Raw genomic sequence first — 25,805 nt, 5'->3', positions numbered from 1 at the left:
AGCAGAAAAATCTGCTCCTGAAATTAATGTTCAAAATCTCCATACCAAAACCCTGCTTTGAAGGCTGGGATAATATGACGCCCAATGAACAAGGGCGGTTTTGTACCAGCTGTGCAAAAACAGTGGTTGATTTTTCTGTGATGAGTGATGAAGCTATACAACAATATTTCATCAGCAATTACGAACAAAAAATTTGCGGCCGTTTTAAGAACATACAATTACAGAGAATTGTAATTGAACTGCCCCAAAACATTTTCCGCCTTCAACTCCCCTTCTGGAAAAAATTTTTAGTGGCGTTTTTAATTTGTTTTGGAGGAAGTTTTTTATCGATTGATACTACAATGGCTGGTACTTCATTCAGGCAAGGAGATACTATTTCTTCCTATAAGAAAACAACTGAAGTCAAAGCTGATAAGAAAAAGCATAAAAATTTTAGGAAGAAAAAACATAGAAGAAAATCAAATCAGGATATTTTAGTTTTTGAAGATATGGTAATGGGAAATATGGGGTGGCAGCCTCCTTCACTTCCGGTTTTCCCTTTTGATTCCACAAATTATAAAGTACTTAAACAAAATGAGGATACCAGTATTACAGTAAAAAATACAGACCCCACAAAAAAGAATAATAAAGAACCTCTTCCTGAAGATCCTTACCCAGCCACTGCATTTATTTTACCCACTGCTTTAGCAGCAAGAAATCCTTTTTCAAAAAAGAAAAAAGCTTAGCCTTTATGAAAATGTGCAGCACCTGCATCTTTACATAAACTGCTGGTATGCTTAAAATATCTATACCCACTCCCTGCCATGAAGATTGGAATGCCATGACACCCAATGCACAAGGGCGCCACTGCAATGCCTGTGTAAAAACGGTGGTTGATTTTACCAACATGAATGATGAAGAAGTGAAATATTTCTTTCTTAATAAAAAAGAAGAAAAAGTTTGCGGCCGTTTTCGCAATGAACAACTGCTCCGCATTACCATTGAGTTACCTCAGAATATTTTTTATATTGCCATGCCGGTTTGGAAGAAATTTTTAGCAGCCTGTTTATTAGTATTCAGCACTACCTTATTTTCTTGTGACACAAAAGTAAAAGGGGATATAACAGATAATAGTCTGCCGGTTGTAACAACCAGTACAAGAACAATGGGACCTCCCTCTGCTACTAAATTATCGTGTGATACTTTTACAGCTCCGCCACCAATTGTTACTACAATAGGATTTACTCCACCAATAATAGTTGAAGATATAACACAAGGTGATATTAGTATTGCCCCCGAACCTCCTAAAGAAGAAATTGGAATTATTGAAGAAGTGCCTGTTGCACAAACAGATACTTCTGTTATTGATAAATTGCAATCAAAAACAGGAGAAGTGATGATGATAAAAACAGATTCCGTTAAAGCTTTTGCCGACACCTGCAATCACTCAATTTTTTATTGATCATTTACTTCTTCGGCAACGAATAAATTTTGTAAAAATTCTTTTGATTTTTTACTTTCCAACTTAAATGCAAAATAAGTAAGCAGGTAACCAAAACAAAACATTGCAAAGGGCCCCAACATAACAGGCGATATACCATGTTGCATAATTTCCCTGCTCTGTACAACAACAGTAAACAACATTATAAGGCATGTTATACCTGCTATCCCTAACCAGGCAGAAATAAATACCAGTACCATAGTGGCAGGCCGCATTTTTATATGTATTCTTGGCTGCCCGGTAAATTCTGATATTTCACCTTTTATTATTGGTAAAAATGAATTTCTGTAATTAATAACCCTGTTGATGGTAAAAGTATTACCCTTCAGTTGGCCTACATAAGGTTTTGTAATATTATTTTTAAAAGAAAACAAACTGTATTGTTCCTTTGCTCCAATATTATCTTCAATGCGGTTACGCACTTCCTGTACGGAAAGTTTTGTTGCTAAAGTATAATTTTCAACAGGCAAATATTTTGTCCAATTCATTTTTATGGTGTAGTCTTATTACCTGTTTCCTGTGGAGCGGCAGCCATTACAGCATCACGGAATTGCGAAAAATCGATGCGGTTATATAAGTTGAATGTCACCTCACCATAAATAGTACTGTAGGTTGGAAACCTGTCCAGCCAGCTCATAAGATTAGCGTAAGTACCCTTGCTTAGTTTTTTATTTTTCGATATTTCTTCCTGGTATTTTCGAAGGTAGCAGCAGGTTAAGCCACGCTCAAATTCTATAAACTCCGTCACATATTTTTTATAGTAACCGCCCTCATCATCATATTCTGAGATCTGCACCACATCATGAGAAACATCATATAAATTAGAAGTGGTAGTGGTGAGTACGGCATCGCTTACCGGCTGGTTATTTTGCAATGCTTCAGCAACAGGTTTAAAATAGATCCAGGCTGTATCCAGTTTTTTCTGGCAGGCTTCATAATAATCCCGTTTGGCACCGGCTCTTTGCGAAGCATCTAATCTTTGCATGCATCTTGACACACGAAAGATGGTTAAAGTAAGACTGAAAATAATGGCGATAATGGCAAAAGGCTTTTTCATGAGTTAGTTACTAAGGTAAAGAATTACAAATATTCAATGTTCAACACTCAATGTTCAATGTTCAATAAAATGCAGAGCATTATTTTTCTGCATTGTTTCTGAATGTTACAATTTGAAAACTCTTGTCTTCTTTGAAACTTGAGCATTGAACATTGCTTATTGAACATTTTCCTCCTCTATAATCAAATGTCAATATTAAAGTCCTTAATCATTCAGCTTCAACACCGCCAAAAACGCTTCCTGCGGTACTTCCACATTGCCTATCTGCTTCATTCTTTTTTTACCTTCTTTCTGTTTTTCTAACAATTTACGTTTACGGCTGATATCACCACCATAACATTTAGCAGTTACATCTTTACGCATGGCGCTGATGTTTTCTCTCGCTACCACTTTGGCGCCAATGGCAGCCTGTATCGCAATCTGGAATTGCTGTTTAGGTAATAATTCTTTTAATTTTTCGCAGAGCTTGCGGCCAAATTCGTGTGCACGTCCACGATGGATCAATGCACTTAAGGCATCCACTTTTTCGCCGTTCAATAAAATATCCATCTTCACAATATCACTGGCACGGTATTCTATCGGGTGATAATCAAATGAGGCATAACCTCTCGTCATGCTTTTTAATTTATCATAAAAGTCGAATACAATTTCTGTCAGCGGCATTTCAAAACTTAGCTCTACCCTTGTTGGTGTTAAATAATTCTGGTGTGTAAGAATACCACGTTTGGTAATACACAAGGTCATGATATTGCCGATGTATTCCGGCTTGGTAATGATCTGTGCTTTGATAAACGGCTCATCAATATGATCGATCCTTGTGGGGTCGGGCATTTCGGTGGGATTATTTATCTTGATCACTTCTTTTTTAACCGTGGTGGCAATAAAACTTACGTTGGGTACCGTGGTAATTACCGTTTGGTTAAATTCTCTTTCCAAACGCTCCTGGATAATTTCCATGTGCAGCATGCCTAAAAATCCGCAACGGAAACCAAAGCCTAATGCCTGTGAGGTTTCTAATTCAAAAGTGAGCGAAGCATCATTCAACTGCAGTTTATCCATACAATCCCTCAACTCTTCAAAAGCATCTGTTTCTACAGGGAAGATACCGGCAAATACCATTGGCTTCACATCTTCAAAACCCTGTATCGCTTCGGTAGATCCATTTACCGTAGTGGTAATGGTATCACCCACTTTTACTTCCTTAGCATTTTTTATTCCGGTGATAATGTAGCCCACATCCCCTGCCCTCACTTCATTCTTGGCTTCCATCCCCAGTTTTAAAATACCCACTTCATCGGCACCATATTCCAGGCCGGTATTGCTGAATTTAATTTTATCGTTCTTCTTAAGTGTACCATTAAAAATTCTGTAATACACAATAATTCCCCTGAAGGAATTGTACACACTATCAAAAATCAAGGCCTGTAAAGGAGCTTCCGGATCGCCTTTTGGCGCAGGAATACGTTCAATGATGGCGGTTAATATCTCTTCGATACCAATACCACTTTTACCGCTGGCCAGTAAAATATCTTCGGGTTTGCAACCAATCAGTTCAACGATCTGGTCGGTCACTTCCGGTATCATGGCTCCATCCATATCAATTTTATTGATGACAGGAATGATCTCCAGGTTATTTTCAATGGCAAGGTACAAGTTGCTGATTGTCTGCGCCTGAATGCCTTGTGAAGCATCCACCAAAAGCAGGGCGCCTTCGCAGGCGGCAAGGGCACGGCTCACTTCATAACTAAAATCCACATGGCCGGGTGTATCAATCAGGTTGAACACATATTCCACGCCCTTCCACTTATAGTTGATCTGTATAGCATGGCTTTTAATGGTGATCCCTTTTTCCCTTTCCAGGTCCATATCATCCAATACCTGGGCCTGCATATCCCTTTCGCCAATGGTATGGGTAAATTCTAACAAACGGTCGGCAAGGGTACTTTTTCCGTGATCAATATGGGCAATGATGCAAAAGTTTCTGATGTTCTTCATGTAAATTCTCCTCTATATTTAGAGCGCAAAAGTAGTTTAAAAAGGTGGATTTTGAGCGGGTGTGGGAAATGGGGAATAAACGGGGAATTACCCTTCAAATCTTAATCGTATTATTATATTTGATAAATTGCATTGGTGCAACGATAAGTGCGAAATGAGTAACGTTAGATGATTGACGCTCAATGTAATTTTATTTGGCTTCATTGGATGTTGTAACATAAATACTAACGCTGTACGCAACTTTTAAGAGCCTTCTAAAACAAATTTTATTTTCTTTATGGAATCAAAAATTTCCCTCTTTTCAATCTCAGATAGTTTTATTGCCAAAGAACTAACTACAGTAGACAAAGAATTTTATTCAACATTGAAACAGTTTTTCAGAATCAGAGAAAGCAATTGCCAATTTGTTATCTGTGTAGGTCATGATCATAGCCAATCAGGAGTTTCAAAAAAATATGATTACAACTTTTACGAATTATTGGATTCAAATTTTAACTCAGTTAATAAATTACCAGGTATATATGAACTCAATGACTATAAATTAGTTGAAAGTTGGGCGGAAAAGTGGGCTAATAAATCTATCTTAATAAAATTCCAAAGCGATATTTATGACAAATACAATATTGCCATCTCCGCTAGCGGTTCAGATAAATTGAAAATAGTTCAGCAAATTGCTATTGTACTACAGTGCATAATTGGCAAATCAAAAAAAATGACCGATTCTGAATCTGGAGACATCAGAATAAAACTTGACCAATATTTAAGCACGAAACGTTTATAAAGCTACGTATAACATGGGGTTTATGTAAGTCGGGGTTTACAAACTAAGTTCAACCAATTGCAAATCCAGTCATTGGTTCGGGGCTGGACTAACATAGTTGAGCATTAGTTTTAACTTCATCAAAATATTTTCAATCAGCAGCGGTCCAGGCGGACGGAATGCTAATTCCCAACCTGCATAAATACCTGTTCGTTGCCTATAATGCTATTGAGCATCCTTCAGTATGACTAAACTATATCTTGATTGGAATATAATTACAAATTTGCGACAACCAGAAAATCTTGTCACAGAAGAAGATATTTTCACCTTTGACACTTTAAAAAGAATTATAAATTCATCTAGTCAAAACTTACTTATTCCATATTCTAATGCGCATTTAAATGACCTATTAAAAAGTTACAATAAGGGCGAAAGGTTAAGAGTTGAAGAATCATTAAACTTTATTTCTGAGTTGACTCAAAACGTATCTTTAATACAATACTGGAATGAAGAGACTGCAAAATGGCATTATCGTGATCCCAAAGAATACTTTCAAGATATTCTTGAAAATGGCGATGGAGTTGACGCCTCTAGTCTTGAAGCAATTTTAGAACCTTTAAAGGAATATGGTCTGGGAAATCTATTTGATATTTTTAAAACTTTTCAGCATAATATTGACTTCACACAATTAGATAATTATAATTCTACCCTTTCATTGTTATTTAGAAAATCAAGATCCGATAATTCAATGTATGCGGTAATGGAGGACTTTATATCGCTCTTTAACGACTTAAAAACTAATCCAACTGTATACAATGAATTAAGAGCTTTATTTAGAAATGCAATACCAATAGACGGCGGAATTCATAATTCAGACAACGTCATTGAAATGCTTGATAAAACTATGTCAAAGACAATGTTAAATAAATCGTTTACTGAATTTTACGACGAAAACAATAAATCAAAAGCATTAAATAATAATGATTATTCAAAGTTGACAGGAATTTTTATGCAGTTAGACTTTGTAGGTTATAGCTCGGATAAGCTAACCGATAAAAATCAATATGATAATTTATTTAATGATGCGTTGCATTGCTTTTATGCAGCTCACTGCGACTATTTCATAACTTCTGACAAGAAAATGTATAAAAAGACTAAGGCAGTATTCCAAAGTGAAAACATTGTTACTGAAGTAATGAAGCCAAGAGAGTTTATTGATTTTATTCTAGAGGCATAATTGTAAGCAATATGGGGTTTTATTCAAGTTGAGCTTTTCATCACTTAGGTAACACCACTCCTCTCCAACCTTAGTCACCGCTTTGACTTCGACAAACGGCATATGCTATTGCAATAAAGCGCAAAGTATCGCAAAATAAAAACGGTCACCATTTGTACCATTATACTTTGTCGATGCCAGCTAAAGCTAATTACTGTTACAGAAAAGATATCTATTAGCTTGTTGCAATAGAGCGTTATGATACCTCTTCTTACTTTGTTAGCGCATTATAAATGCGAAGCGATAAACGTCGTTTGTCAAAGCAAAGAAGGCGGCGAAGATTCAAGCGAAAGTCAAAAAAAATAAAGCAATTTCAATGCCTGTCCACTCTCCAACTTCCCACTAAAAATATTCTCAGCCCAATTCCTTAATTTTGCCCCGTTTCAAAACTCTTTGCTATGAAAAAAATTATGCTCCTCGGCTCCGGCGAATTAGGGAAAGAACTGGTGATTGCTTTAAAACGTTTAGGCCAATACGTTATAGCCGTAGATAGTTACAATGATGCACCGGCACAACAGGTGGCTGATGAAAGAGAAGTGATCAATATGCTGGATGGCGCAGCGCTGGACAACATTGTGGCCAAACACCAACCCAATATTATTGTGCCCGAAATAGAAGCCATCCGCACCGAACGGTTTTATGATTATGAACAACAGGGCATTACTGTGGTGCCCAGCGCCAAAGCTGCCAATTTTACCATGAACCGTAAAGCCATCCGTGACCTGGCAGCAAAAGAACTGGGATTAAAAACAGCGCAATATGAATATGCCAACAGCCTGGAAGAATTGATAGCGGCAACCGGCAAAGTGGGCATTCCCTGTGTGGTAAAACCATTGATGAGTTCATCGGGCAAAGGGCAAAGCGTAATTAAAACCACTGCAGATATTGAAAAAGCATGGCAATATGCACAATCGGGCAAACGTGGCGATCAGACAGAAGTGATCGTAGAAGCATTTGTACAATTCAATAGCGAAATTACTTTGTTGACAGTCACTCAAAAAAATGGCCCTACTTTATTTTGCCCGCCTATCGGCCACCGCCAGGAACGTGGCGATTACCAGGAAAGCTGGCAGCCCGCCGCCATTGCATCCAACCAGTTAGCAACCGCACAACAAATGGCAGCAAAAGTTACGGCTGCATTAACTGGCGCCGGCATCTGGGGTGTTGAATTTTTTCTGGCTGATGATGGGGTTTATTTTTCAGAATTATCACCAAGGCCGCATGATACCGGCATGGTAACCCTTGCAGGCACACAGAATTTTTCTGAATTTGAATTGCATGCCAGGGCAATACTGGGCTTACCTATACCTACCATTACGCTGGAACGTGTGGGCGCCAGTGCTGTGATACTGGCTGATAAAGATGGTACTGCCCCCGAATACATCGGGCTCGAAAAAGCAATGGCCTATGCACAATCTGATATCCGCATTTTTGGTAAACCCGTTACCCGTCCGTACAGGAGAATGGCTGTGGCATTGGCTTATGATGCCTTGGGCAGCGATGTGCAGGAAGTGAAACAGAAAGCTATTGCAATTGCAAAGGAAGTAACTGTACAGTAGGTTCGCACTTTCTAAAACAACCTTATTAAGCACCAGGTTTATAGTTAAACCATATAGTCATATAAGGACATATAGGGGGTGCTAAAATGTTTTCTTAAATGCTCTATATGCCTAAATGGTTAAAATATTACCTGTTGATTGCCCTCAAAAATTTATTTTGCTATCCCATTCTTGCTGTAATTAAACCATATAGGCATATGAAGACATACAGGTAGCGCTAAAATGTTTTCTTAAATGCCCTGATATGCCTCTATGGTCAAAATATTACCCGTTGATTGCCCTCAAAAATTTATTCACTTTAAGTACATGCTATAGTTCCAGGGCATTTTGCACAAGCTTTCTCTGCAGTATTCCCCATAAACAAAGGCTTAACTATTCCATAAATCAGAAAGATTAGAAAGACCGCCTAAAAAGTTTTACCTTTATGTAAATCTGCCGAAATCCCTCAACACTTTTTCCCCAGATATTAACTCTACTATCCTTCAGCTTAGCAGCTCATTTTATCACTAAACAACAGTACAATATGGCGGAAACATGGAATAAAAAAGAAAGAGAAAAGAAAAAACAACAAAGTAAAAGAGAGAAGAAAGAAAGAATGCAGGAACGCAAGGAGAATCCTAAGGCAAAAAGCATGGATGATATGATGGCCTACATTGATGAGAATGGCAACATATCTGCCACCCCACCCGATCCTAAAAAAATGCGGAAGATAAAACTGGAAGATATTGAAATTGGCGTACCAAGACAAGGTGAAATGGATCCTGCAGATTTAATCAGAACAGGAACAGTAACCTTTTTTAATGGTGCAAAAGGATACGGTTTTATAAAAGATATTGAAACAGGAGAAAGTGTTTTTGTGCACATCAATGCATTAAAAGACGAAGTGAATGAAGGCAGCAAAGTAACATTTGAAGTGGAAATGGGGCCTAAAGGTGCCAACGCTATCAATGTTAGAAAAGCGCCTTAATATTTTCTGCAACATATTTTATTGAAAGGTTGATTAGTTGATACTATCAGCCTTTTTTGTTTTCAATAACTTCCACAGATCAATCCATAATGTACTCACCAGCGCAACGCCTGCGCATGTACCAACAGTTGCCAGCGGCAATGTGTTTAAGCGGAATAAATTTTGTACAAAGGGCACATACAATAACACGGCAATAAAAGCCAATGTGATACCCGTGATCAATGGCACCAGGTTATTTTTATAGCGTATGGTTTTAAATACTGAATACACAAAAGAACGGTTGACCAGCGTAAGAAAAATATTACTGAATAAAAGCGTGATAAAAATAACGGTACGTATAGTGGTTTCATCACTACCAAGCTGCATGTAATAATAACCAATACCTAAACAACCTGCGGTGATCATCAATCCCTGTATAATACTCAGCAATAATTGTTTGAAGGATAAGAACGAAGTGCCTAAACGCAATGGCTTACGTTGCATAGTGCCCGGCTCCATCGGTTCATTTTCGTAAATGATAGAACAGGTAGGCCCCATAATTAATTCTAAAAAGATAACATGCACCGGTGAGAAAAAATCGGTGAACTTCCACAACAATAACAAGGGCAATGTTACAATTAATATGATGGGGATATGAATAGACACAATGTACTGAATAGCTTTTTTAAGATTATCGTAGATCTTTCTGCCTAATGCCACTGCATCGGTCATATGCGCCAGGTCATCATCGGTAAGAATTAATGAGGCAGCACTCTTTGCCACTTCGCTGCCACGCAAGCCCATGGCAATGCCTATGTGCGCTGCTTTTAATGCAGGGCCATCATTAACACCGTCTCCTGTCATAGCCACCACTTCGCCATTTTCTTTTAACGCATCAATCACTTTTAATTTTGCTTCGGGAAACATTCTGGCATAAATATTTACCTGTTGTACTTTTTGTTGCAGTGCTTCTTTGCCCAGGTGCAATACCTCCTGCCCCGTCAGTACCTCGTTGTTATGATCTAATTTAATTTGTCCGGCTATAGCCAGCGCCGTTTCGGCATAATCACCCGTGATCATTTTTACAGGGATGCCGGCTTCACGAAATGTTTGTATCGTTTGAATAATATTTTCTTTTGGAGGATCCTGGAAAGCGATCAATCCTAAAAATTTAAATTCAAATTCTTCCTGTGATACAGGCCATTTCTTCTCACTCCATTTTCCTTTACCTACACCTAATACACGATAGCCCGATTTTGCATAAGCCAGTGATTGTTCTTCAATATGTTTTAATGCTGCTACCGGTAAATTACTTTGCCTTAAAATACCTTCGGGGCCACCTTTTGCTGCAATGATAATTTCGCCGGTTTCGTTTTTAAAAATATGCGTCATCATGGGCGGCTTACCACCAATGGGATATTCATGTATTTGTTCAAATGATTGTCGTTTATCTGTAGTGGCCGTTTTTTCATACAATTGATGAATAGCTTTTTCCATCGGATCAAACGGATTGGTTTCGCTGCTCCACATGGCATATTCGATAAGCGTTAAAGGCAATGCAGCATTGTCTTTAACAGGAACAGATAATTTTGAAGCCGCATCGTACAGGTAAGCAATGCTCATTTTATTTTGCGTAAGTGTTCCGGTTTTATCACAACAAATTACGGTTGCAGAGCCTAATGTTTCAACATACTGCGGTTGTTTTACAATGATATTATTCTTCAGCAAACGAAATGCACCCAACGCTTGAAAAGTACTGAATGCAACAGGAATCTCTTCGGGTAAAATACTCATCGCTAAAGTAAGCCCCTGTAAAAAAGAATGCACAATATCACCTGACTGGTAATAATTAAACCCTACCACAATTAAAAAAGCAATAGCACCGATCCAAACCATATTGCGTACAAAAGAACGGATCTGCAATTGCAGCGGTGTTTTTGCAATGGTTATTTCTTTAAGCGATAAGCCAATTTTACCGAACATAGTTTTCAATCCTACTTCAGTAACTTTTATAGTAGCGCTGCCGCTTGTTACCAGTGTTCCTTTGTACACACTACTTTTGTCGCCGGCAGTTTTACTTACGGCAAATGATTCTCCGGTAAGAATAGATTCATTGATTGAAAAATCGTTAGCGGCAATAATTAAACCATCAGCAGCAACTACTTCACCTTCTTCTAACAATAACAGGTCATCTACTACAATATCTTCTGTATCTACTTGTACAGTGGTGCCGTTACGCAACACTTTGGCTTTTGCGGCAGATATTTTTTTTAATGCCTGTACCGCATTTTTACTTCTGTATTCCTGGAACAAAGAAATGCCGGCCACAATAAAAATGGATACCAGCATAATAATGCCTTCCTGGTATTGCCCCACCACAAAATATACAATACAGGCCGCCAGTAAAATAATGAACATGGGCTCCAGCACTATCTCTTTCAATACCTGCAGCAGCACACGGTCTTCCTGCATTTCGAGCGTATTGCTGCCGTGTTGCTGACGGCTGATAGTAACTTCTTCGTTTGTTAGCCCGGTATTTTTTTCAGGGATGTGCATACCCGGCAATTTACAAAGTAATTACTTTAAGATAGCTGACAAGTAGTGGATGAAAAGTTGTAAAAGAATGATTGTCGTCATTGCCGGTTTCTACAGGAATGTATAGTTATGGTTGAAAAGATAAAAACTTGTACTACCCTGCAATTATTTTCTCCATCACCATAAATTCCAATGGCTGTAAGTGTTTACCAGATTCACCATCTTCAACAAATGGTTTTCTTTCGCCGGTATCTTTATAGCCATAGCGTTCGTACCAGTTGATCAGTTCTGTTCTTACACTTATCACCGTCATGTAAACTGCTTTGCATTGTACCTGTGAAGCATATTCTTCAGCTGCCTGTAATAATTTTTTGCCAATGCCTGCGCCTTGCAAATGCGGTGACACACTTAACATACCCAGGTAAATTTTATCACCATGTTGCTGCAGGTTTACACAACCAGTAAGCTGATCATCATTAGTGTATTTCAATAGCACACTTCCCTGCTGCTGCATTACCTCCAACACATTGCTTTCACTGGTGCGTACATTGCCTGCAATAAGGTGTGCTTCAGTTGTCCAGCCCTGTTTGGAAGTTTCGCCACGATAGGCGCTGTTGAGTAATGCCGTTATTACAGTAGCATCTGCAATTATTGCAATGGCAATATTTTTATCAGAGAATTTAAAACCCATAGTATAACATCTTAAATTAGCCTGCAGATTATCTTGCTGTAAATGAAAACACAGTGCATTTTATCTGTGTAATTGGTGTCATCTGTGGCAAAACTTCTTTGCCGCAGGCAAATTTATCCTTTACAGCATCTGCGAAAAAAAAATTTAACTATAAAAATCAATCAACTGTCCAAAATAACTTTCATCCCATCCCTCAGTAAAATCTTTATATACTTCATCAGGAATATTAGTATGCAGCAGTTCGACAGAAGTACCTTGTTTATGCGGATGCAATTTTATGGTTACAATTGACGCTTCTTCCTGTCCATCAAAATACCATTGCTGTATAATTTTTTTACCTTCTTCAAAAGCAATATTCTTACCCACTATACTGCCCTCCCACATAGAGAATTCGCTGCCGGGTTCTGTACTCATTTCCGCATCTTCACCGGTCCATAATTTAATGGTATGCGGCAGGGTTAATGCCAGGTAAACTTCTTCGGGCTGCGCCGGTATGATATAGTATTTTTTAAAGTCTTTCATTTTTATAATTAGTAAGTAAAGATAAAAGCGTTTCACCAGTTGCAATAATAAATACTGCTGCCGGTAATAGAAAGACTACCTTGTTCAGCTTAAATATTAGAATGACCAACACCTTTGACCTGCTGATAGATAGTTACCTGGATAATAATATTGGCGTGGATACCGGTTTTTTAAATGCGGCACTCTGCAACGGGCTGCAGCAAAATATCCTGCAATTGCAAAAAGACGACCTGATGACTGCCGCAGGTATCGGTAATAAAGAAGTGAAAGATACTCATCAGAAAATGCGGGGCGATAAAATTTACTGGATGGACAAAAGCCACGATAATATTTTTGAGCAGGAATTTTTACAACGGGTGGAGGATTTTATTGAATACCTCAACCGCACTTGTTATACCGGTATTAATGGGTACGAATTTCATTATGCAGTTTACGAAGAAGGCAGTTTTTATAAACGCCATAAAGACCAGTTTAAAAATGACAGTGACAGAAAATATTCCCTTATCAGTTATTTAAATGATGATTGGATGGAAGAAGATGGCGGGCAATTAGTCGTCTACCAAAATGATACTGCACAAAAAATACAACCGCAATCACAAACTTCCGTCTTTTTTAAAAGTGATGAGATGGAACATGAAGTAGCTACATCTAACCGCAGCAGGATGAGTGTAACCGGTTGGTTGAAAAGAAGCTGACATCCCCGTCATTACAAGTATTCAGTTACGCCTGAAGCAAGCTGGTCAGTTTCTTTTACATTGGTGATCTTGGTATTTCTTTCACCAATTTGCTGACGCCACATGGCATAATACAATCCTTTCAGCTGCAACAATTGTTCATGTGTTCCGGTTTCTGTAACCTTACCTTTTTCCAGCACGTAGATCATACTGGCATTCATAATGGTTGATAAACGATGAGCAATAGAAATAATGATCTGCTGTTTTTCTGCCGCAATAGCATTGATGGTTTCGGCAATAGCTTCTTCGGTAATTGAATCCAGCGATGCAGTAGCTTCATCAAATATCAGTATCTGTGGTTTTCTCAACAATGCACGGGCAATCGACAGCCTTTGTTTTTCGCCGCCGGAAAGTTTGGTCCCCCCCTCTCCCAGCACAGTATCCAGGCCTTTCGGGCTTTTCAATAAATTATAAGATGCAGATTTTTTTAAGGCAGTGATCATCTCTTCTTCTGTAGCAGCAGGTTTAATGAATTGCAGGTTTTGCCTTACTGTGCCTGCAAACAATTGTGTATCCTGGGTTACAAAACCTATCTGCCTTCTTACTTTATTATAGCGTATATCCTTAACTGATACATTATCAAAATAAATATCACCTGTTACAGGAGAATACAGGCCCACAAGCAATTTTACCAGGGTGGATTTACCAGAGCCACTCGGTCCTACAAAGGCAATGGAATCACCCACAGTTGCTTTAAAGGAAATATTATCGATAGAGTTTTCTGTAGCAGTCTTATGTTTGAATACTACATTTTTAAATTCCAGTGTTTCCACATTACCTACTTCAATCGGTTCTTCGGGCCGCATTTCAACCGGCTTTTGCATCAGCAGGTCAAAGTTTTGCAGCGATGCTTCTGCTTCACGATAAGCCAGGATAATAGTGCCCAGGTCCTGCAACGGCCCGAAAATATAATTCATAATGAACTGCATAGAGATCAGTTCTCCTGCGGTAAGTACTTTTCTGAAAATAAGCCAGAGTAAAATAAAAAGGATCGATTGCTTCAGTAAATTCAAAGTAACATCCTGCATAAAACCAAGACTGCGTACTTTTTTCACCTTCATCATTTCCAGGTCAAAAATGCTTTTAGTAAATGTTTTCAGCCTTCGTATTTCGGGATAGGTAAGGCCTAGGCTTTTTACCAATTCTATATTGCGCAATGATTCTGTGATGTTGCCGGACATGATGGCATTCTCCCTGAAAATTTTTCGCTGAATGGTCTTTATTTTTTTACTCAGTAAACCTGTAAGACCACCAAGCAACACTACACCAATCAAAAACACGGGAATCAATGCCCAATGTTTTGTAATGGCATAGTAAATAAGAAAACCCAGGCCTACTAAAGTGGAAAAAAGAATATTGATAAATGAGCTGAGAAAATTTTCGGTATCTCTCCTGGTTTTTTGCAGGATAGAAAGTGTTTCGCCGCTTCTTTGTTCTTCAAATTCCTGGTAAGATAAACGCAGCGTTTGCTTAAGGCCATCATCAAAAACACTTTTACCAAATTTTTGTACCACCAACCGCAGAAAATAATCCTGGAAAGCTTTAGCCAGTTTAGATGCAACTGCAATACCAATAGCCAGTAATAAAAGCCATAATATTCCTGTCACCAATTCTTTTTCACTCTTATTAGCAGGGTTTAAAGCATAGCCATCAATGATCTTTCCAAAGATCACGGGGTCAAAGAAATTGAGTGCCTGTGCAACCGCAGCCAGCAACATCGAAAAAATGGCCAGCCATTTGTACGGCCTCAGGTATCTCCATAATATTTTCATACACGTATTTATTGATCTATTGCAAACCGCAAAATAATCTATCTGTAAAACTCCGGCGGTTAAAATAAAATACAAAATGCATTGGCAACGCCAACTTGCTTTAACATTAGTTTAGGAATAAGGTTTGCTTTTACAAACTAATTTCAGGAAATTATTTTTACCCCAACTACTTATGTTATGAGACTTATCCTTGTTGCAATATTGTTTTGCTGCCTTTCCTGTAATCAAAATGCAAAAGAAAATAATGCAGCTCCGGCAGTGGCTGCAGCGCCAACGATCATTCCCGTGATGGAAGACTCATTAACTTTAAAATTACGCAGTGCAGTTACTGCTATTGAAACAAAAGAACTGATACAAACCAGTACAATAAAATCAATAGCACTGGATAGTATCACACACAAAATGATCTCGTTGAAAGATTACTATACCACACAAAAGGAAATTCTTACTAAAAGCATGAAATATTCTACCGATAAAGATAAAACCGCAAGGGCGCTGGCTTACCTGGATAAAATGGCAGCGCAATCTTCATCAAAACCCGATGTATATAAAGTACAATTTCACCTGGCTGCATTACTGGCTAACTCCACCAGGTACAACGAGCTGCATACTAAATATCTTAAAGAAGATCTTTCAGAAATAAAACTGGTATTTCCTTAATCACATACAGGCATCCCTCAGCATTTTCATATACACCAGCCCTTTTTTTCTTGCAAAATCAATATTATCGCCGGGAATATTTTCCGGGTCTTTATAATTTTCCAATGCTTTATCAATGCTCGACTCACGCAACAAATGCAGCATCGGGTAAATGGAACGGTTGGTATAATTAGCGGCATCTTTTTCCACTGCATTGGCAAACATATATAAAGGATGAAAACTGGCCAGTTGGTAAATCCCTTCATAACCTTTTTCAATCAGCATATCTTCGGCATCTGCTACCAGGTCAAGGTAATCATCAAATAATGCAAAGGAATGAGGAAAGATCAGGAATATTGTTTCAATGTCAGCTTCATCATCTAATCTTATTGCTTCGTTTAATAAAGCAGTGAGGCATAAAGCAGGATCGCCGCTATTTTCTACCTTATAAAAAACAGATTGCTGTTTTACCACATTGGCCGCAAAAGGGCAAAAGTTACAGCCCACCACCACATCATTGATCCATCTTTTTGTTTGTTCAATTACCTCCGTTGCAGCTGTCATGTAAAGTATTTAAGCTTGTAAAGCTAGTTGTATTTATGCTATTTACTTCATCCATTCTATTTACTCTTTCTACTTTATTTACCCTTTCTACTTTATCTACCTTTCCTACCGTATTTACTTTTTCTACTTTATCCCCTTCCCTCCCCATTAACCTTAATTAACATTAATCCAAAGTTGATTAACTGCATTTGTTTACAGTACCCGATAGTTTTGGCTTCTGAAAAAAAACAGGTATGAAAAGACTTCTATTATTGACAATGATAATTTGCTTTGCAGCAACGGGCTTTGCGCAAAAAAATATTGTAAAAGGACAATTGACCGACACCCTGCAAAAACAACCCATACAAAATGCCACAGTTTCTATAGTAAAAGTGAAGGACTCTTCTCTTGCAGGATTTACAAGGACTGATGCACAAGGCCGGTTTACATTAACCAACCTGCAACCCGGCCAATATCGTTTATCGGTATCCATGGTGGGCTTTCATCCGCTATGGAAGATGTTTGAAATTACTGATGAAAAAGAAATTGATTTAGGCAATATTAAAATGAAAGATAAAAGCCTGATGGATGAAGTGACCATACAAAACCAACGGCCACCGGTGCAGGTAAATGGCGACACACTGGAATTTAATGCCGAAGCATTTAAAACAAAGCCTAATGCCGTTGTAGAAGACATGCTAAAAAAAATGCCCGGTGTGGAAGTAGATAAAGACGGCACCATAAGGGTGAATGGCCAAAAGATAAGCCGTGTATATGTAAATGGAAAAGAATTTTTTGGCAACGACCCTAAAATTGCTACAAGAAATTTAGATGCAGATGCTGTTGATAAAGTACAGGTGTTCGATAAAAAAAGTGACCAGGCTGAGTTTACCGGTGTGGATGATGGCAATAGTGAAAAAGCCCTCAACCTGAAATTAAAAAAAGACCGCAAGAAAATGAATTTTGGAAAAGTTACTGCAGGCCTGGGAACAAAAGGCAGCTATGATGGACAGTTTAACATCAATCGCTTTAATGGCGAGCAGCAACTCTCTGCCATTGGAATGGCTAACAATACCAACCGCCAGGGTTTTACCTTCAGTGATATTTTAAATTTTACCGGCGAAGCACAAAGAATGATGCGTGGCGGCGGTGGCAGAATTGTGATCAACAATAATGGCCCTGCAGATTTTGGTTTGCCGGTACAAGGCATGAACAACAGCGAAGGCATTGCAAAAACGATTGCCGGCGGCGTTAATTTTAATACTACCTGGAAAAAGAAAACCGAAGTGAATGGCAGTTATTTTTATAACAATATCAACCTGGGGAATGATAAAACTACTTCCCGTGAAAACCTCTCACCTGTTAATCCCTTTGTGTATAACGAAAACAGCAGCAGCAATAAAAAAAGTGAGAGTAACCGGATGAATTTTACCATCGATTCAAAATTGGATTCTTTTAACTCCATAAAATTTACACCTCAGTTTACTACACAGCATAATCAATACCACAGCAATAGTACTTATCAATCGCTGCTTACCGGTGATAAATTACTGAACAATGGTTTTACCAATTCCACTACAGATGCCACCGGTTTTAATTACAGCAGTAATTTTTTATTCCGTCATAAATTTAAAAAGAAAGGCAGAACGTTTTCCTCCAATATCAATACAGGGTATAACGATACTAAAAGCAACGGCACTTTACAATCAATAAATAGTTTTTATAACAATAGCGCACTGGATTATAAAGACACTTTAGACCAGGTGAACAAACTGCATTCCAGTACCGCCAGCTATGGTATTAACCTGAGCTATACAGAACCGCTCAGTAAAAGAGCCTTGCTGGAAATGAATAGTTTTTACAACCAAAGCAACGGAGCATTAGATAAAAAAACCTACGATCTCAATAGCCAGAATGGCAAGCATGATGTGATGAACGATGCATTGAGCAATACTTTTAAAAGTGAATATACTTATACCGGCGGTGGTATAAATCTCCGTTCACAAAAAAATAAAATTACTTTGGGTATTGGTACTGCAGTACAATACGCTTCATTATTAAACCGCTTAAAAGACAACAGTACTATCCGCCAGCATTTTACCAATCTTTTGCCTGCCGCCAACTTCAATTATAATTTTACTAAAACAAAAAGCCTGGGTTTGCGGTATACTACTTCTACGCAACAACCTACCCCTGCACAATTACAGCCGGTTAAAGATGTAAGCGATCCGTTGAATATTAAAGAAGGAAATCCCAATTTAAAACAACAATACCAGCATGATATTAACCTGAATTATTTTACAGCCAGCCCTTTGGCGCAGCATAGCTTTTTTGCGTATGCTAATTTTAATATGTCGCAAAATGCTATTGTAAATGCAGATGTACTGGATCAGTTTGGCAGCCGTACCACTACATACAATAATTTAAATGGCGTGTACAATTTGTTTACCGGTATTGAAGCTGGTTTTAAAATAAAAAAATTAAATACCCGATTTAATATTGGCACCAACAGTATTTTATACAACAATTATAATTTTTTAAATGCTGTAAAGAACCGCATTACCAATCTTGCATTTACACCCAGGCTGGGCATCACTTACAATTACAAAGAAAAATTCGACATCAGCACCACCGCAAGATTTGGTTACAACAAGATAAAATATAGCCTGCAGCCAGCATTTAATGATCACTACTGGCGCAATACCTACGAAGCAGACGCCAATATCAACCTGCCCTGGAATATTTCCATCAACAATGAATTCTCTTATAGCGTAAACACCGGCCGCAGCCAGGGTTACAATAAAAATGTGGCTTTATGGAATGCCGCTATTACCAAGGGCTTATTTAAATTTAACCGGGGCACTTTAAAGCTGAGTGTGTTCGACCTGCTGAACCAGAACATCGGCATCAGCCGCAATGCCAACTTAAATTATATTGAAGATGCCAGTTACAAAGTACTCAATCGTTTTTATATGGCCAGCTTTACGTACAACCTGCGTAAGGCAGGCAATAGCGGCCCCCAGATCAATGTGCGGATCAACTAAAAAAAGTATAGCATGATAAACAAAAGGTGATGTGTGAAAACGCATCGCCTTTTTTGTTCTTCCGGCTTACAAAATATTTTATTGCCCCATTGAATATATTCTTAATTTACAAATAGAAATAGTGTACTTCAATTTGTGACTGAGGGATGGCGAAGCTTTTTTTATACCATTTTATATATGCATCAAAAAAAATCGTAAATATCATTGATGCTACGATAAATACAAAATGTATAACATTAAAGCGGTAATCATCAATACCATTTTATTTAATTTCATAGCGTGTAATAACATAAATACACACGTTGGCGGCAATTTTAGAACGACACGTATGACAACAAACATTTGGATAGAAAAAGGTTGGGGCGACTCGGTTGAGAACGCAACATTTGACGACATAAAAATCGCTATTGAAGAAACTATAAAAATGGACGAAGAACACGGAGCTTTTTGGGTTGGACATATGGAAAATGAATTTGTTCTTGAAGTTCACAAAAACCTTGACTTACTTTTTGTTTATGGAGAAAATCAAGATGAACAAATACAAATTAAACTTGACAATTGGGAAGATGTAAAACACTTCTTTAAAATGTATTTTGATAGCGAGTTTGAAAAACTAAAAAAAGAAATTGAGTTGCGACCATTCAAATATAAAAAACTGACAAATGGATAGCAACTATATACCAAGGACAGAAATTGAACTTGAAAATTGGATGAAAAAAAACTGTTTCAATTTCAATAGCTATTCAATAAACGGGAACAGTATTTATGAAGGTTTCGGAATTGACAAAACTGGCGGACTTTACATTTGGTATTATACTGAACGTGGACAAAAAGACAATTTAAAATACTTCAAAACGGAAAACGAAATTATTGAATACGCCTTTAATCAAATTAAATCAGACAAATGGTCAAAAACACATTGCATAGGCTTTTCCGCAGACGCAAATAAAATTACTGCATTGAAAAGCGAATTATATAAAATGGGAATAGAATTTTTTGAAGACAAAATACCTTATTACGGAATAGAGAGACCTGTTTTCAGAATATTTGTATCAGGTTGCGACATTCAAAAAACAGAACATTTAAAAGAAGAATATTGCATCGAAAAATAAAAACTATCACTAACATCGGTTTGGCAATATGGCGGCTGAAGTGCTAAATTCAGGTTCAATTCTTCGATTGAACTTTAGCACAAAACTGAACTTTTGTGCTTCGATTTCCGCCATATCGCCAAGCCGTAACCGTTAGCATCAACTCATCACATTCTATGTGCAATCGTTTTCAATTCAAACTGACAGCTTTTCTTGTTTTAGTTATAACAACGGCAAACTCATTTGGACAAAACTCCAAAAAAGAAACTATAAGCAGGTATAAACAATTAACCAGCCTGACTTTGGACCAAATAAAAAGCCAGCAACACTCTGAATTAGCCAGGGAGCTAACGATAGAAAATTTTATGCGCTATTATATTGAAAATGGAAAAGAGAAATTTTCAAAAAAATATGGCAAAGAGTACATTGACTCTCTATACACTGATTCTGTGTATACCTATTACATTCACAGAACACAAACCTATGCTATAAACTTCCTTAAAGTCAGGCTTACTGAAATTAGTAATATTAATATTTCAGACATTGACGGAAACTTCATCAGAAAAAAATTCATTGACGAAATAGTTCCTAAGATGGACAAAGACAAAGTTGAAAAAAAGAGTAAGAATTGTAGTATGGGTTCAGAGTATGGGGACTTTGACTATTACTACGAAAAAAAATCCGGGCTAATTGAAGTGAAATACAAATGGAAAATCACTTGCGACTTTATAAGAGTGATAAACAAAAATTACAAATCATATTATAATCCTGGCAATAAAATATTTCAAAATTGAGCTGCTGCTAACAGGCAGTCTCTCCGGCTATGACACAACCTGCTTTCCCATTAATATGCATAACTAAAGACAAAGGACTGGACTTAGTTCCGACAGAAATTTATTTTTCAAAAGTTGCGACTTCTGCACTTGCGGACACAAGTGTTTATCAAGATACATTTCTGTTTGATAAGAATGGGAACGTTTGGACTTACCAACAAGTCTCTGACAAGTTCAAAAACAACTTTATTACAAAATTTCTTGCAAAGACTTTCTATAATCCCATACTTGATGCAAAGGTTATTTGGACAAACGTTGGAACTTACCAGATTAAGGACATACAAAATAAATTAAAGTGTTGTGTTGACAAAGATGATGATATAATCACTCAATTTGCAGAAGCTGATGTTATTAAATCTTCATTAGACCAGGCAACCACATTTGCTGACATTTTAAAAGTGTTAAACAAATATGTATTTGATCCTAACGAACAAGAATTATGGGAAGAACAGAAATCACGACCAAAATAAAACTGCCTGTAACATGTGGTTTTATGCAGATTGGGACAAGATTGAAACAGAAGTACGAAGTAATGGCAGAACACTTTCTACAATTGACGAAAACAGTTTTACTACAATAAATATAAAAGATGGCAACTAAAGCAGAAAACAACAATGTGCCGCAAGCAGCACTCGATGCTTACAAAAAATTAATTGCTACTAATCCAAAAATCGAGTTAAAGGGAGCCACTATTCCATACACTTCATTTAACGGGCACATGTTTTCCTACTTTGAAAAGGATGGTTCCTTTGGGCTCCGGCTACCGGGTAAAGAGAGAGATGAATTTCTCAAAAAGTATAACACCACATTATTTGTTTCATATGGCATAGTAAAAAAAGAATTTGTTTTAGTCCCCGAAAAGCTTTTACTAAATACCGGGGAGTTTAAGCCTTACTTTGATATCAGTTTTAAATATGTAGCTACGCTAAAAGCAAAATAAAATTTATACCGCTACTCAAATGCTATACTTTTTCACAAACTTCAACGATGCTGAGCTCTTAAACTGATCTGATTTAATTAACAAATGTTCGGGCAAATACAATACAGCTGCCGTAAAACCTGAACGATGCCTGAAATACCCAACGACATTCTACCATGAGATTATTTCTTTTCAATGCACTTATTTTCATATCTACATCATTAATGAGTCAAAGTTTTATTGGCCTGGATAAAGCATCGTGTAAAACACAAGTCAATACAACAGTTAAAGAGAACGGCTTTACTTCTTTTTATAAAGAAAGTGCATCTTCATTAATTTTTGAGATTTCGAGATCTTCAAGTCCGTACACCACTTTAACGCTCGATTTCAATAAAGAAGGTTGGTGCGATCTTCAGACGCAGTCTTACCTATGTGACACTTGTATGTATTATGCTTATCAAAAAATAATGCGCAATAAAATATATTCCTGGAAAAAGAATAAAGACGGAACTTTTTATTCACCCCTCTCAAAAGGGATAATCCTGGATGTCCCGAAAGACACATTTTTATTATTCAGGTTACGCAAAAGTTAATACCTGTGCTGAGTTATTTCTAAAACTTGCTGTAACTTTAATTACAGCGTTTAGAATTTAAAAAACTTTAACAGGCAAAAGATTACTAATTAATAAATGTACAAGATGAGAAATTTATTTTTTTTTATGCACACTTCCCTTGATGGTTTTGTTGCCGGGCTTAATGGCGAGCTGAACTGGGTAAAAGTAGACGATGAGATATTTGACTTTGTGGCTACCGTGACAGACAATGCTGACACCGCACTTTATGGAAGGGTAACTTATCAAATGATGGAAAGTTATTGGCCCAATGCAGGCGAACAACCAAACGCAACCAAACATGATATAGAACATTCAAGATGGTATAAGAAAGTTTCAAAAGTTGTATTATCCAGGACTATAAACGAAACCGGGCTGATTAATACAAAAGTTATTAGCGGCCAACTCTCTGACAACATTAATAAATTAAAGCAACAGGACGGAAAAAATATTTTAATATTTGGAAGCCCCGGTGCTTCACGCTCGTTGTTAAATGAAGGACTGATTGACGAATTTTGGCTCTTTGTTAATCCAATAATACTCGGGCAAGGGATGCCGCTATTTAAAGATATCAGCGGCACGACTAAATTGAAACTTGCAGCGTCTAAAACTTTTACATGTGGCGTAATTGCACTTCATTATAAAAAAGCATAAACAAATTGACTGCCGGTTTTCATAAAAGAAAGTTTACCTCAGCCTGGAATTATCCGGTACCTTTTTCTATATGACAGAAGATATAATATTGATTGATGAAATTATTGGTAAGACCATCACTGATATACGCTGTAAATATGGCGAGGAGGATGGATGGCTGGACACTGCAGAATGTTTTATACAACTTGACAACAAATTTTACATTGATATTCCCTATGGACAGGTTAAAGATGTTTTAGTAGTAGAACCAGGGCCGGAGGCTGAAACTGTTTTTGGTAATCTTTCAGACATTCCATACTATCATGTAAACAAAGAAGGTAAATCAATTGCCGAAGTTGCAGAAGCACATAAAAAGCGGAAACAAAACATTTTTAACCGAATAAGAAAACTGTTATTTGGCTACGAGCCTCCAATAGAAAAATATACAGCATATAAAGTAGAATACCACGAAAACAAATTAAAATATATCATTAACAGGACCATTACAGACTATTTATGGGAAAATGACAGAATAGAAAAAGGTTTTTTTGAACTTGACAACGGGTATTTTATTTCTGACCAGTATATGGCTCCGCAGGGAACAGGGCTTGCCGGGCTACACTACTATAATAGTTTAGACAGTTTAAAAGAAAGTAAAGGAGATAACCTGAAACGGCATTCCGAAATATCCGGAAACAGCGGCTAACTTTACCATTGCTATAATGCTACATTATTGTTGACTTTAAAATCGTTTTTAAAATGAATAATACCAGGATCTTTAAAACCTCAGTCGCAAGTGTGTATCCGCACTATATACAAAAAGCTGAGAAGAAAGGCCGTACAAAAGCTGAAGTAGATGATATCATATCCTGGCTAACGGGATATAATAAACAAACTTTACAAAAGCATATTGACAATAAAACCGATTTTGAAACTTTTTTTGCTGATGCGCCAAAATTAAATCCAAATGTTTCAAAAATAACTGGTGTAATTTGCGGCTATCGTGTGGAAGAAATTGAAGACAAACTAATGCAAAAGATCCGGTATTTAGATAAGCTGGTTGATGAATTAGCAAAAGGTAAAACCATGGATAAGATCTTAAGAAAATAAACAATTAAAAGGTTAAACAACTCTCCTGTTCTTTTTGAAAAAAATTATAAAATATACCCTTGGTGTTATCCTGTTGATAAGCGGAGTTTTTATTGTACAAAACTACCCGATATCATCAGCGCCAAAGAATATGCCCCGCCTTGCAGACACCAGCAACATCAGAAGAAATTTAGCTGCCATTATTAATACGCCGAAAAGCAGGAATTATAAAAACATCGCCATACTTGACAGTATTGCAAACTACATCAGGCTTGAATTTTTAAAATCTTCTGACAGGGTCGCCATTCAGCAATTTGGAGTAAGCAATCAATCCTATAGCAATATCATTGCCTCGTTTGGCCCTGAGGATGGTGAAAGAATTATTGTGGGTGCCCACTATGATGTTTGCGGCGATCAGGATGGTGCAGATGACAATGCCAGCGGAGTTGCCGGTTTGCTTGAGCTTGCACGTCTTCTTAATGGCAACAACTTAAAATACAGGGTTGACCTGGTGGCATACGCCCTGGAAGAACCTCCGTTTTTTGGCACGCAACAAATGGGTAGTTATGTGCATGCAAAGTCGCTTCATGATGCTAAGGTCCGGGTAAAAGGTATGGTAAGCCTTGAGATGATAGGTTATTATTCTGACGAAGAAGGTTCGCAGGATTATCCTGTAGGTTTTTTAAAATGGTTTTATGGCAGTAAAGGTAATTACATTACGATCGTGCAAAAATCAATAGCAGGAACTTTTGCAAAGCAGTTTAAAGAACTGGCTTTTGAAAATAATTCTATTCTCACCAAATCATTCAGGGCACCTTCTTTCTTTGGCGGTATCGACTTGTCTGATCATCGTAACTATTGGGAGTTTGGATATAGTGCGCTGATGGTTACCAATACTTCATTTTATAGAAATGCCAGCTATCACCAAAAGGGTGACGTACTGCAGCGTTTAAATATTCCGAATATCGGGCTGGTTGTTGATGGTGTATTTCGTGTGTTGAAAGCAATAAAATAATAACCCCCGGAATTTTACACCGGCATGCATTTTATTATCTTGCATGGAGCCATGAAGCCGG

The 25,805-nt window shown here is 37.5% G+C and carries 28 protein-coding genes; 19 read left to right on the top strand and 9 right to left on the bottom strand.

The window, feature by feature from the left end; all coding sequences use genetic code 11:
- Window positions 1-26 precede the first annotated feature (26 nt).
- Window positions 27-725, top strand: coding sequence for a hypothetical protein (locus ACQ334_RS11890; protein ID WP_430988440.1), 699 nt, complete (start codon window positions 27-29; stop codon window positions 723-725).
- A gap of 47 nt (window positions 726-772) precedes the next feature.
- Window positions 773-1,441, top strand: a complete 669-nt coding sequence (locus tag ACQ334_RS11885; RefSeq protein WP_430988439.1) for a hypothetical protein — start codon at window positions 773-775, stop codon at window positions 1,439-1,441.
- Here ACQ334_RS11885 and ACQ334_RS11880 read toward each other — a convergent pair.
- From ACQ334_RS11880 to lepA, 3 genes are all read right to left on the bottom strand, one after another.
- Complete coding sequence (locus ACQ334_RS11880) at window positions 1,435-1,968, bottom strand: hypothetical protein (RefSeq protein WP_430988438.1); 534 nt, start codon at window positions 1,966-1,968, stop codon at window positions 1,435-1,437. The two genes, ACQ334_RS11885 and ACQ334_RS11880, sit on opposite strands and share 7 nt — an antisense overlap.
- A gap of 2 nt (window positions 1,969-1,970) precedes the next feature.
- A complete protein-coding gene (locus ACQ334_RS11875) occupies window positions 1,971-2,537 on the bottom strand; it encodes a hypothetical protein (RefSeq protein ID WP_430988437.1) in 567 nt (188 codons plus the stop codon).
- 204 nt (window positions 2,538-2,741) lie between these two features.
- On the bottom strand, window positions 2,742-4,532 hold the full coding sequence (gene lepA / locus ACQ334_RS11870; RefSeq protein WP_430988436.1) for a translation elongation factor 4: 1,791 nt from the start codon (window positions 4,530-4,532) through the stop codon (window positions 2,742-2,744).
- Window positions 4,533-4,809: 277 nt separating this feature from the next.
- Between lepA and ACQ334_RS11865 the strand changes: the two genes are divergently transcribed.
- The 4 genes from ACQ334_RS11865 to ACQ334_RS11850 all read left to right on the top strand — a co-directional run bounded on the left by ACQ334_RS11865 (window position 4,810) and on the right by ACQ334_RS11850 (window position 9,094).
- A complete protein-coding gene (locus tag ACQ334_RS11865) occupies window positions 4,810-5,313 on the top strand; it encodes a hypothetical protein (protein ID WP_430988435.1) in 504 nt (167 codons plus the stop codon).
- A 223-nt stretch (window positions 5,314-5,536) separates the two neighbouring features.
- The gene (locus ACQ334_RS11860) at window positions 5,537-6,529 is read left to right on the top strand and encodes a hypothetical protein (protein ID WP_430988434.1); all 993 of its coding nucleotides are present in this window, start codon (window positions 5,537-5,539) and stop codon (window positions 6,527-6,529) included.
- A 437-nt stretch (window positions 6,530-6,966) separates the two neighbouring features.
- The gene (gene purT, locus ACQ334_RS11855) at window positions 6,967-8,127 is read left to right on the top strand and encodes a formate-dependent phosphoribosylglycinamide formyltransferase (protein WP_430988433.1); all 1,161 of its coding nucleotides are present in this window, start codon (window positions 6,967-6,969) and stop codon (window positions 8,125-8,127) included.
- 523 nt (window positions 8,128-8,650) lie between these two features.
- Window positions 8,651-9,094, top strand: a complete 444-nt coding sequence (locus ACQ334_RS11850) for a cold-shock protein (RefSeq protein ID WP_430988432.1) — start codon at window positions 8,651-8,653, stop codon at window positions 9,092-9,094.
- Between the two features lie 33 nt (window positions 9,095-9,127).
- On the opposite strand, the gene ACQ334_RS11845 is transcribed toward ACQ334_RS11850, so the two are convergent.
- The 3 genes from ACQ334_RS11845 to ACQ334_RS11835 all read right to left on the bottom strand — a co-directional run bounded on the left by ACQ334_RS11845 (window position 9,128) and on the right by ACQ334_RS11835 (window position 12,821).
- A complete protein-coding gene (locus ACQ334_RS11845; RefSeq protein WP_430988431.1) occupies window positions 9,128-11,629 on the bottom strand; it encodes a cation-translocating P-type ATPase in 2,502 nt (833 codons plus the stop codon).
- A gap of 133 nt (window positions 11,630-11,762) precedes the next feature.
- On the bottom strand, window positions 11,763-12,299 hold the full coding sequence (locus tag ACQ334_RS11840) for a GNAT family N-acetyltransferase (RefSeq protein ID WP_430988430.1): 537 nt from the start codon (window positions 12,297-12,299) through the stop codon (window positions 11,763-11,765).
- 144 nt (window positions 12,300-12,443) lie between these two features.
- Window positions 12,444-12,821 (bottom strand): SRPBCC domain-containing protein, encoded by a 378-nt coding sequence (locus ACQ334_RS11835; protein ID WP_430988429.1) that lies wholly within the window; start codon window positions 12,819-12,821, stop codon window positions 12,444-12,446.
- A 101-nt stretch (window positions 12,822-12,922) separates the two neighbouring features.
- On the opposite strand from ACQ334_RS11835, the gene ACQ334_RS11830 reads away from it, so the two are divergent.
- Window positions 12,923-13,516, top strand: a complete 594-nt coding sequence (locus ACQ334_RS11830; protein WP_430988428.1) for a 2OG-Fe(II) oxygenase — start codon at window positions 12,923-12,925, stop codon at window positions 13,514-13,516.
- An 11-nt stretch (window positions 13,517-13,527) separates the two neighbouring features.
- On the opposite strand, the gene ACQ334_RS11825 is transcribed toward ACQ334_RS11830, so the two are convergent.
- Complete coding sequence (locus tag ACQ334_RS11825) at window positions 13,528-15,327, bottom strand: ABC transporter ATP-binding protein (protein ID WP_430988427.1); 1,800 nt, start codon at window positions 15,325-15,327, stop codon at window positions 13,528-13,530.
- Between the two features lie 177 nt (window positions 15,328-15,504).
- On the opposite strand from ACQ334_RS11825, the gene ACQ334_RS11820 reads away from it, so the two are divergent.
- Window positions 15,505-15,987 carry a hypothetical protein gene (locus tag ACQ334_RS11820; RefSeq protein WP_430988426.1) on the top strand — a complete coding sequence of 161 codons (483 nt, stop codon included), beginning with the start codon at window positions 15,505-15,507 and terminating at the stop codon, window positions 15,985-15,987.
- On the opposite strand, the gene ACQ334_RS11815 is transcribed toward ACQ334_RS11820, so the two are convergent.
- Together ACQ334_RS11815 and ACQ334_RS11810 are read right to left on the bottom strand one after the other, a co-directional pair.
- On the bottom strand, window positions 15,988-16,530 hold the full coding sequence (locus ACQ334_RS11815) for a DUF1415 domain-containing protein (RefSeq protein WP_430988425.1): 543 nt from the start codon (window positions 16,528-16,530) through the stop codon (window positions 15,988-15,990).
- On the bottom strand, window positions 16,505-16,678 hold the full coding sequence (locus tag ACQ334_RS11810; RefSeq protein ID WP_430988424.1) for a hypothetical protein: 174 nt from the start codon (window positions 16,676-16,678) through the stop codon (window positions 16,505-16,507). The genes ACQ334_RS11815 and ACQ334_RS11810 overlap by 26 nt, the downstream gene beginning before the upstream one ends.
- Window positions 16,679-16,763: 85 nt before the next feature.
- Between ACQ334_RS11810 and ACQ334_RS11805 the strand changes: the two genes are divergently transcribed.
- From ACQ334_RS11805 to ACQ334_RS11755, 11 genes are all read left to right on the top strand, one after another.
- On the top strand, window positions 16,764-19,553 hold the full coding sequence (locus ACQ334_RS11805; RefSeq protein WP_430988423.1) for a TonB-dependent receptor: 2,790 nt from the start codon (window positions 16,764-16,766) through the stop codon (window positions 19,551-19,553).
- Window positions 19,554-19,881: 328 nt separating this feature from the next.
- Window positions 19,882-20,223, top strand: coding sequence for a hypothetical protein (locus ACQ334_RS11800; protein WP_430988422.1), 342 nt, complete (start codon window positions 19,882-19,884; stop codon window positions 20,221-20,223).
- Entirely contained in the window at window positions 20,216-20,665 is a 450-nt protein-coding gene (locus tag ACQ334_RS11795; RefSeq protein ID WP_430988421.1) for a hypothetical protein, read from the top strand. The genes ACQ334_RS11800 and ACQ334_RS11795 overlap by 8 nt, the downstream gene beginning before the upstream one ends.
- Before the next feature lie 281 nt (window positions 20,666-20,946).
- On the top strand, window positions 20,947-21,438 hold the full coding sequence (locus ACQ334_RS11790; RefSeq protein WP_430988420.1) for a hypothetical protein: 492 nt from the start codon (window positions 20,947-20,949) through the stop codon (window positions 21,436-21,438).
- 29 nt (window positions 21,439-21,467) lie between these two features.
- On the top strand, window positions 21,468-21,947 hold the full coding sequence (locus ACQ334_RS11785) for a hypothetical protein (protein WP_430988419.1): 480 nt from the start codon (window positions 21,468-21,470) through the stop codon (window positions 21,945-21,947).
- A gap of 119 nt (window positions 21,948-22,066) precedes the next feature.
- Complete coding sequence (locus tag ACQ334_RS11780; protein WP_430988418.1) at window positions 22,067-22,417, top strand: hypothetical protein; 351 nt, start codon at window positions 22,067-22,069, stop codon at window positions 22,415-22,417.
- 203 nt (window positions 22,418-22,620) lie between these two features.
- Window positions 22,621-22,989 (top strand): hypothetical protein, encoded by a 369-nt coding sequence (locus ACQ334_RS11775; RefSeq protein WP_430988417.1) that lies wholly within the window; start codon window positions 22,621-22,623, stop codon window positions 22,987-22,989.
- A gap of 105 nt (window positions 22,990-23,094) precedes the next feature.
- Complete coding sequence (locus ACQ334_RS11770) at window positions 23,095-23,661, top strand: dihydrofolate reductase family protein (protein ID WP_430988416.1); 567 nt, start codon at window positions 23,095-23,097, stop codon at window positions 23,659-23,661.
- 70 nt (window positions 23,662-23,731) lie between these two features.
- On the top strand, window positions 23,732-24,346 hold the full coding sequence (locus ACQ334_RS11765; protein ID WP_430988415.1) for a hypothetical protein: 615 nt from the start codon (window positions 23,732-23,734) through the stop codon (window positions 24,344-24,346).
- Between the two features lie 53 nt (window positions 24,347-24,399).
- Window positions 24,400-24,750 carry a DUF2200 domain-containing protein gene (locus ACQ334_RS11760; RefSeq protein ID WP_430988414.1) on the top strand — a complete coding sequence of 117 codons (351 nt, stop codon included), beginning with the start codon at window positions 24,400-24,402 and terminating at the stop codon, window positions 24,748-24,750.
- Between the two features lie 34 nt (window positions 24,751-24,784).
- Window positions 24,785-25,744 (top strand): M28 family peptidase, encoded by a 960-nt coding sequence (locus tag ACQ334_RS11755; RefSeq protein ID WP_430988413.1) that lies wholly within the window; start codon window positions 24,785-24,787, stop codon window positions 25,742-25,744.
- Window positions 25,745-25,805 lie beyond the last annotated feature (61 nt).

The sequence above is a fragment of the Ferruginibacter sp. SUN106 genome (assembly GCF_050611765.1).
Taxonomy (GTDB): domain Bacteria; phylum Bacteroidota; class Bacteroidia; order Chitinophagales; family Chitinophagaceae; genus Ferruginibacter.
The sequence above is the reverse complement of the archived record's forward strand: the minus strand, read 5'-3'. Positions and strand labels throughout refer to the sequence as shown.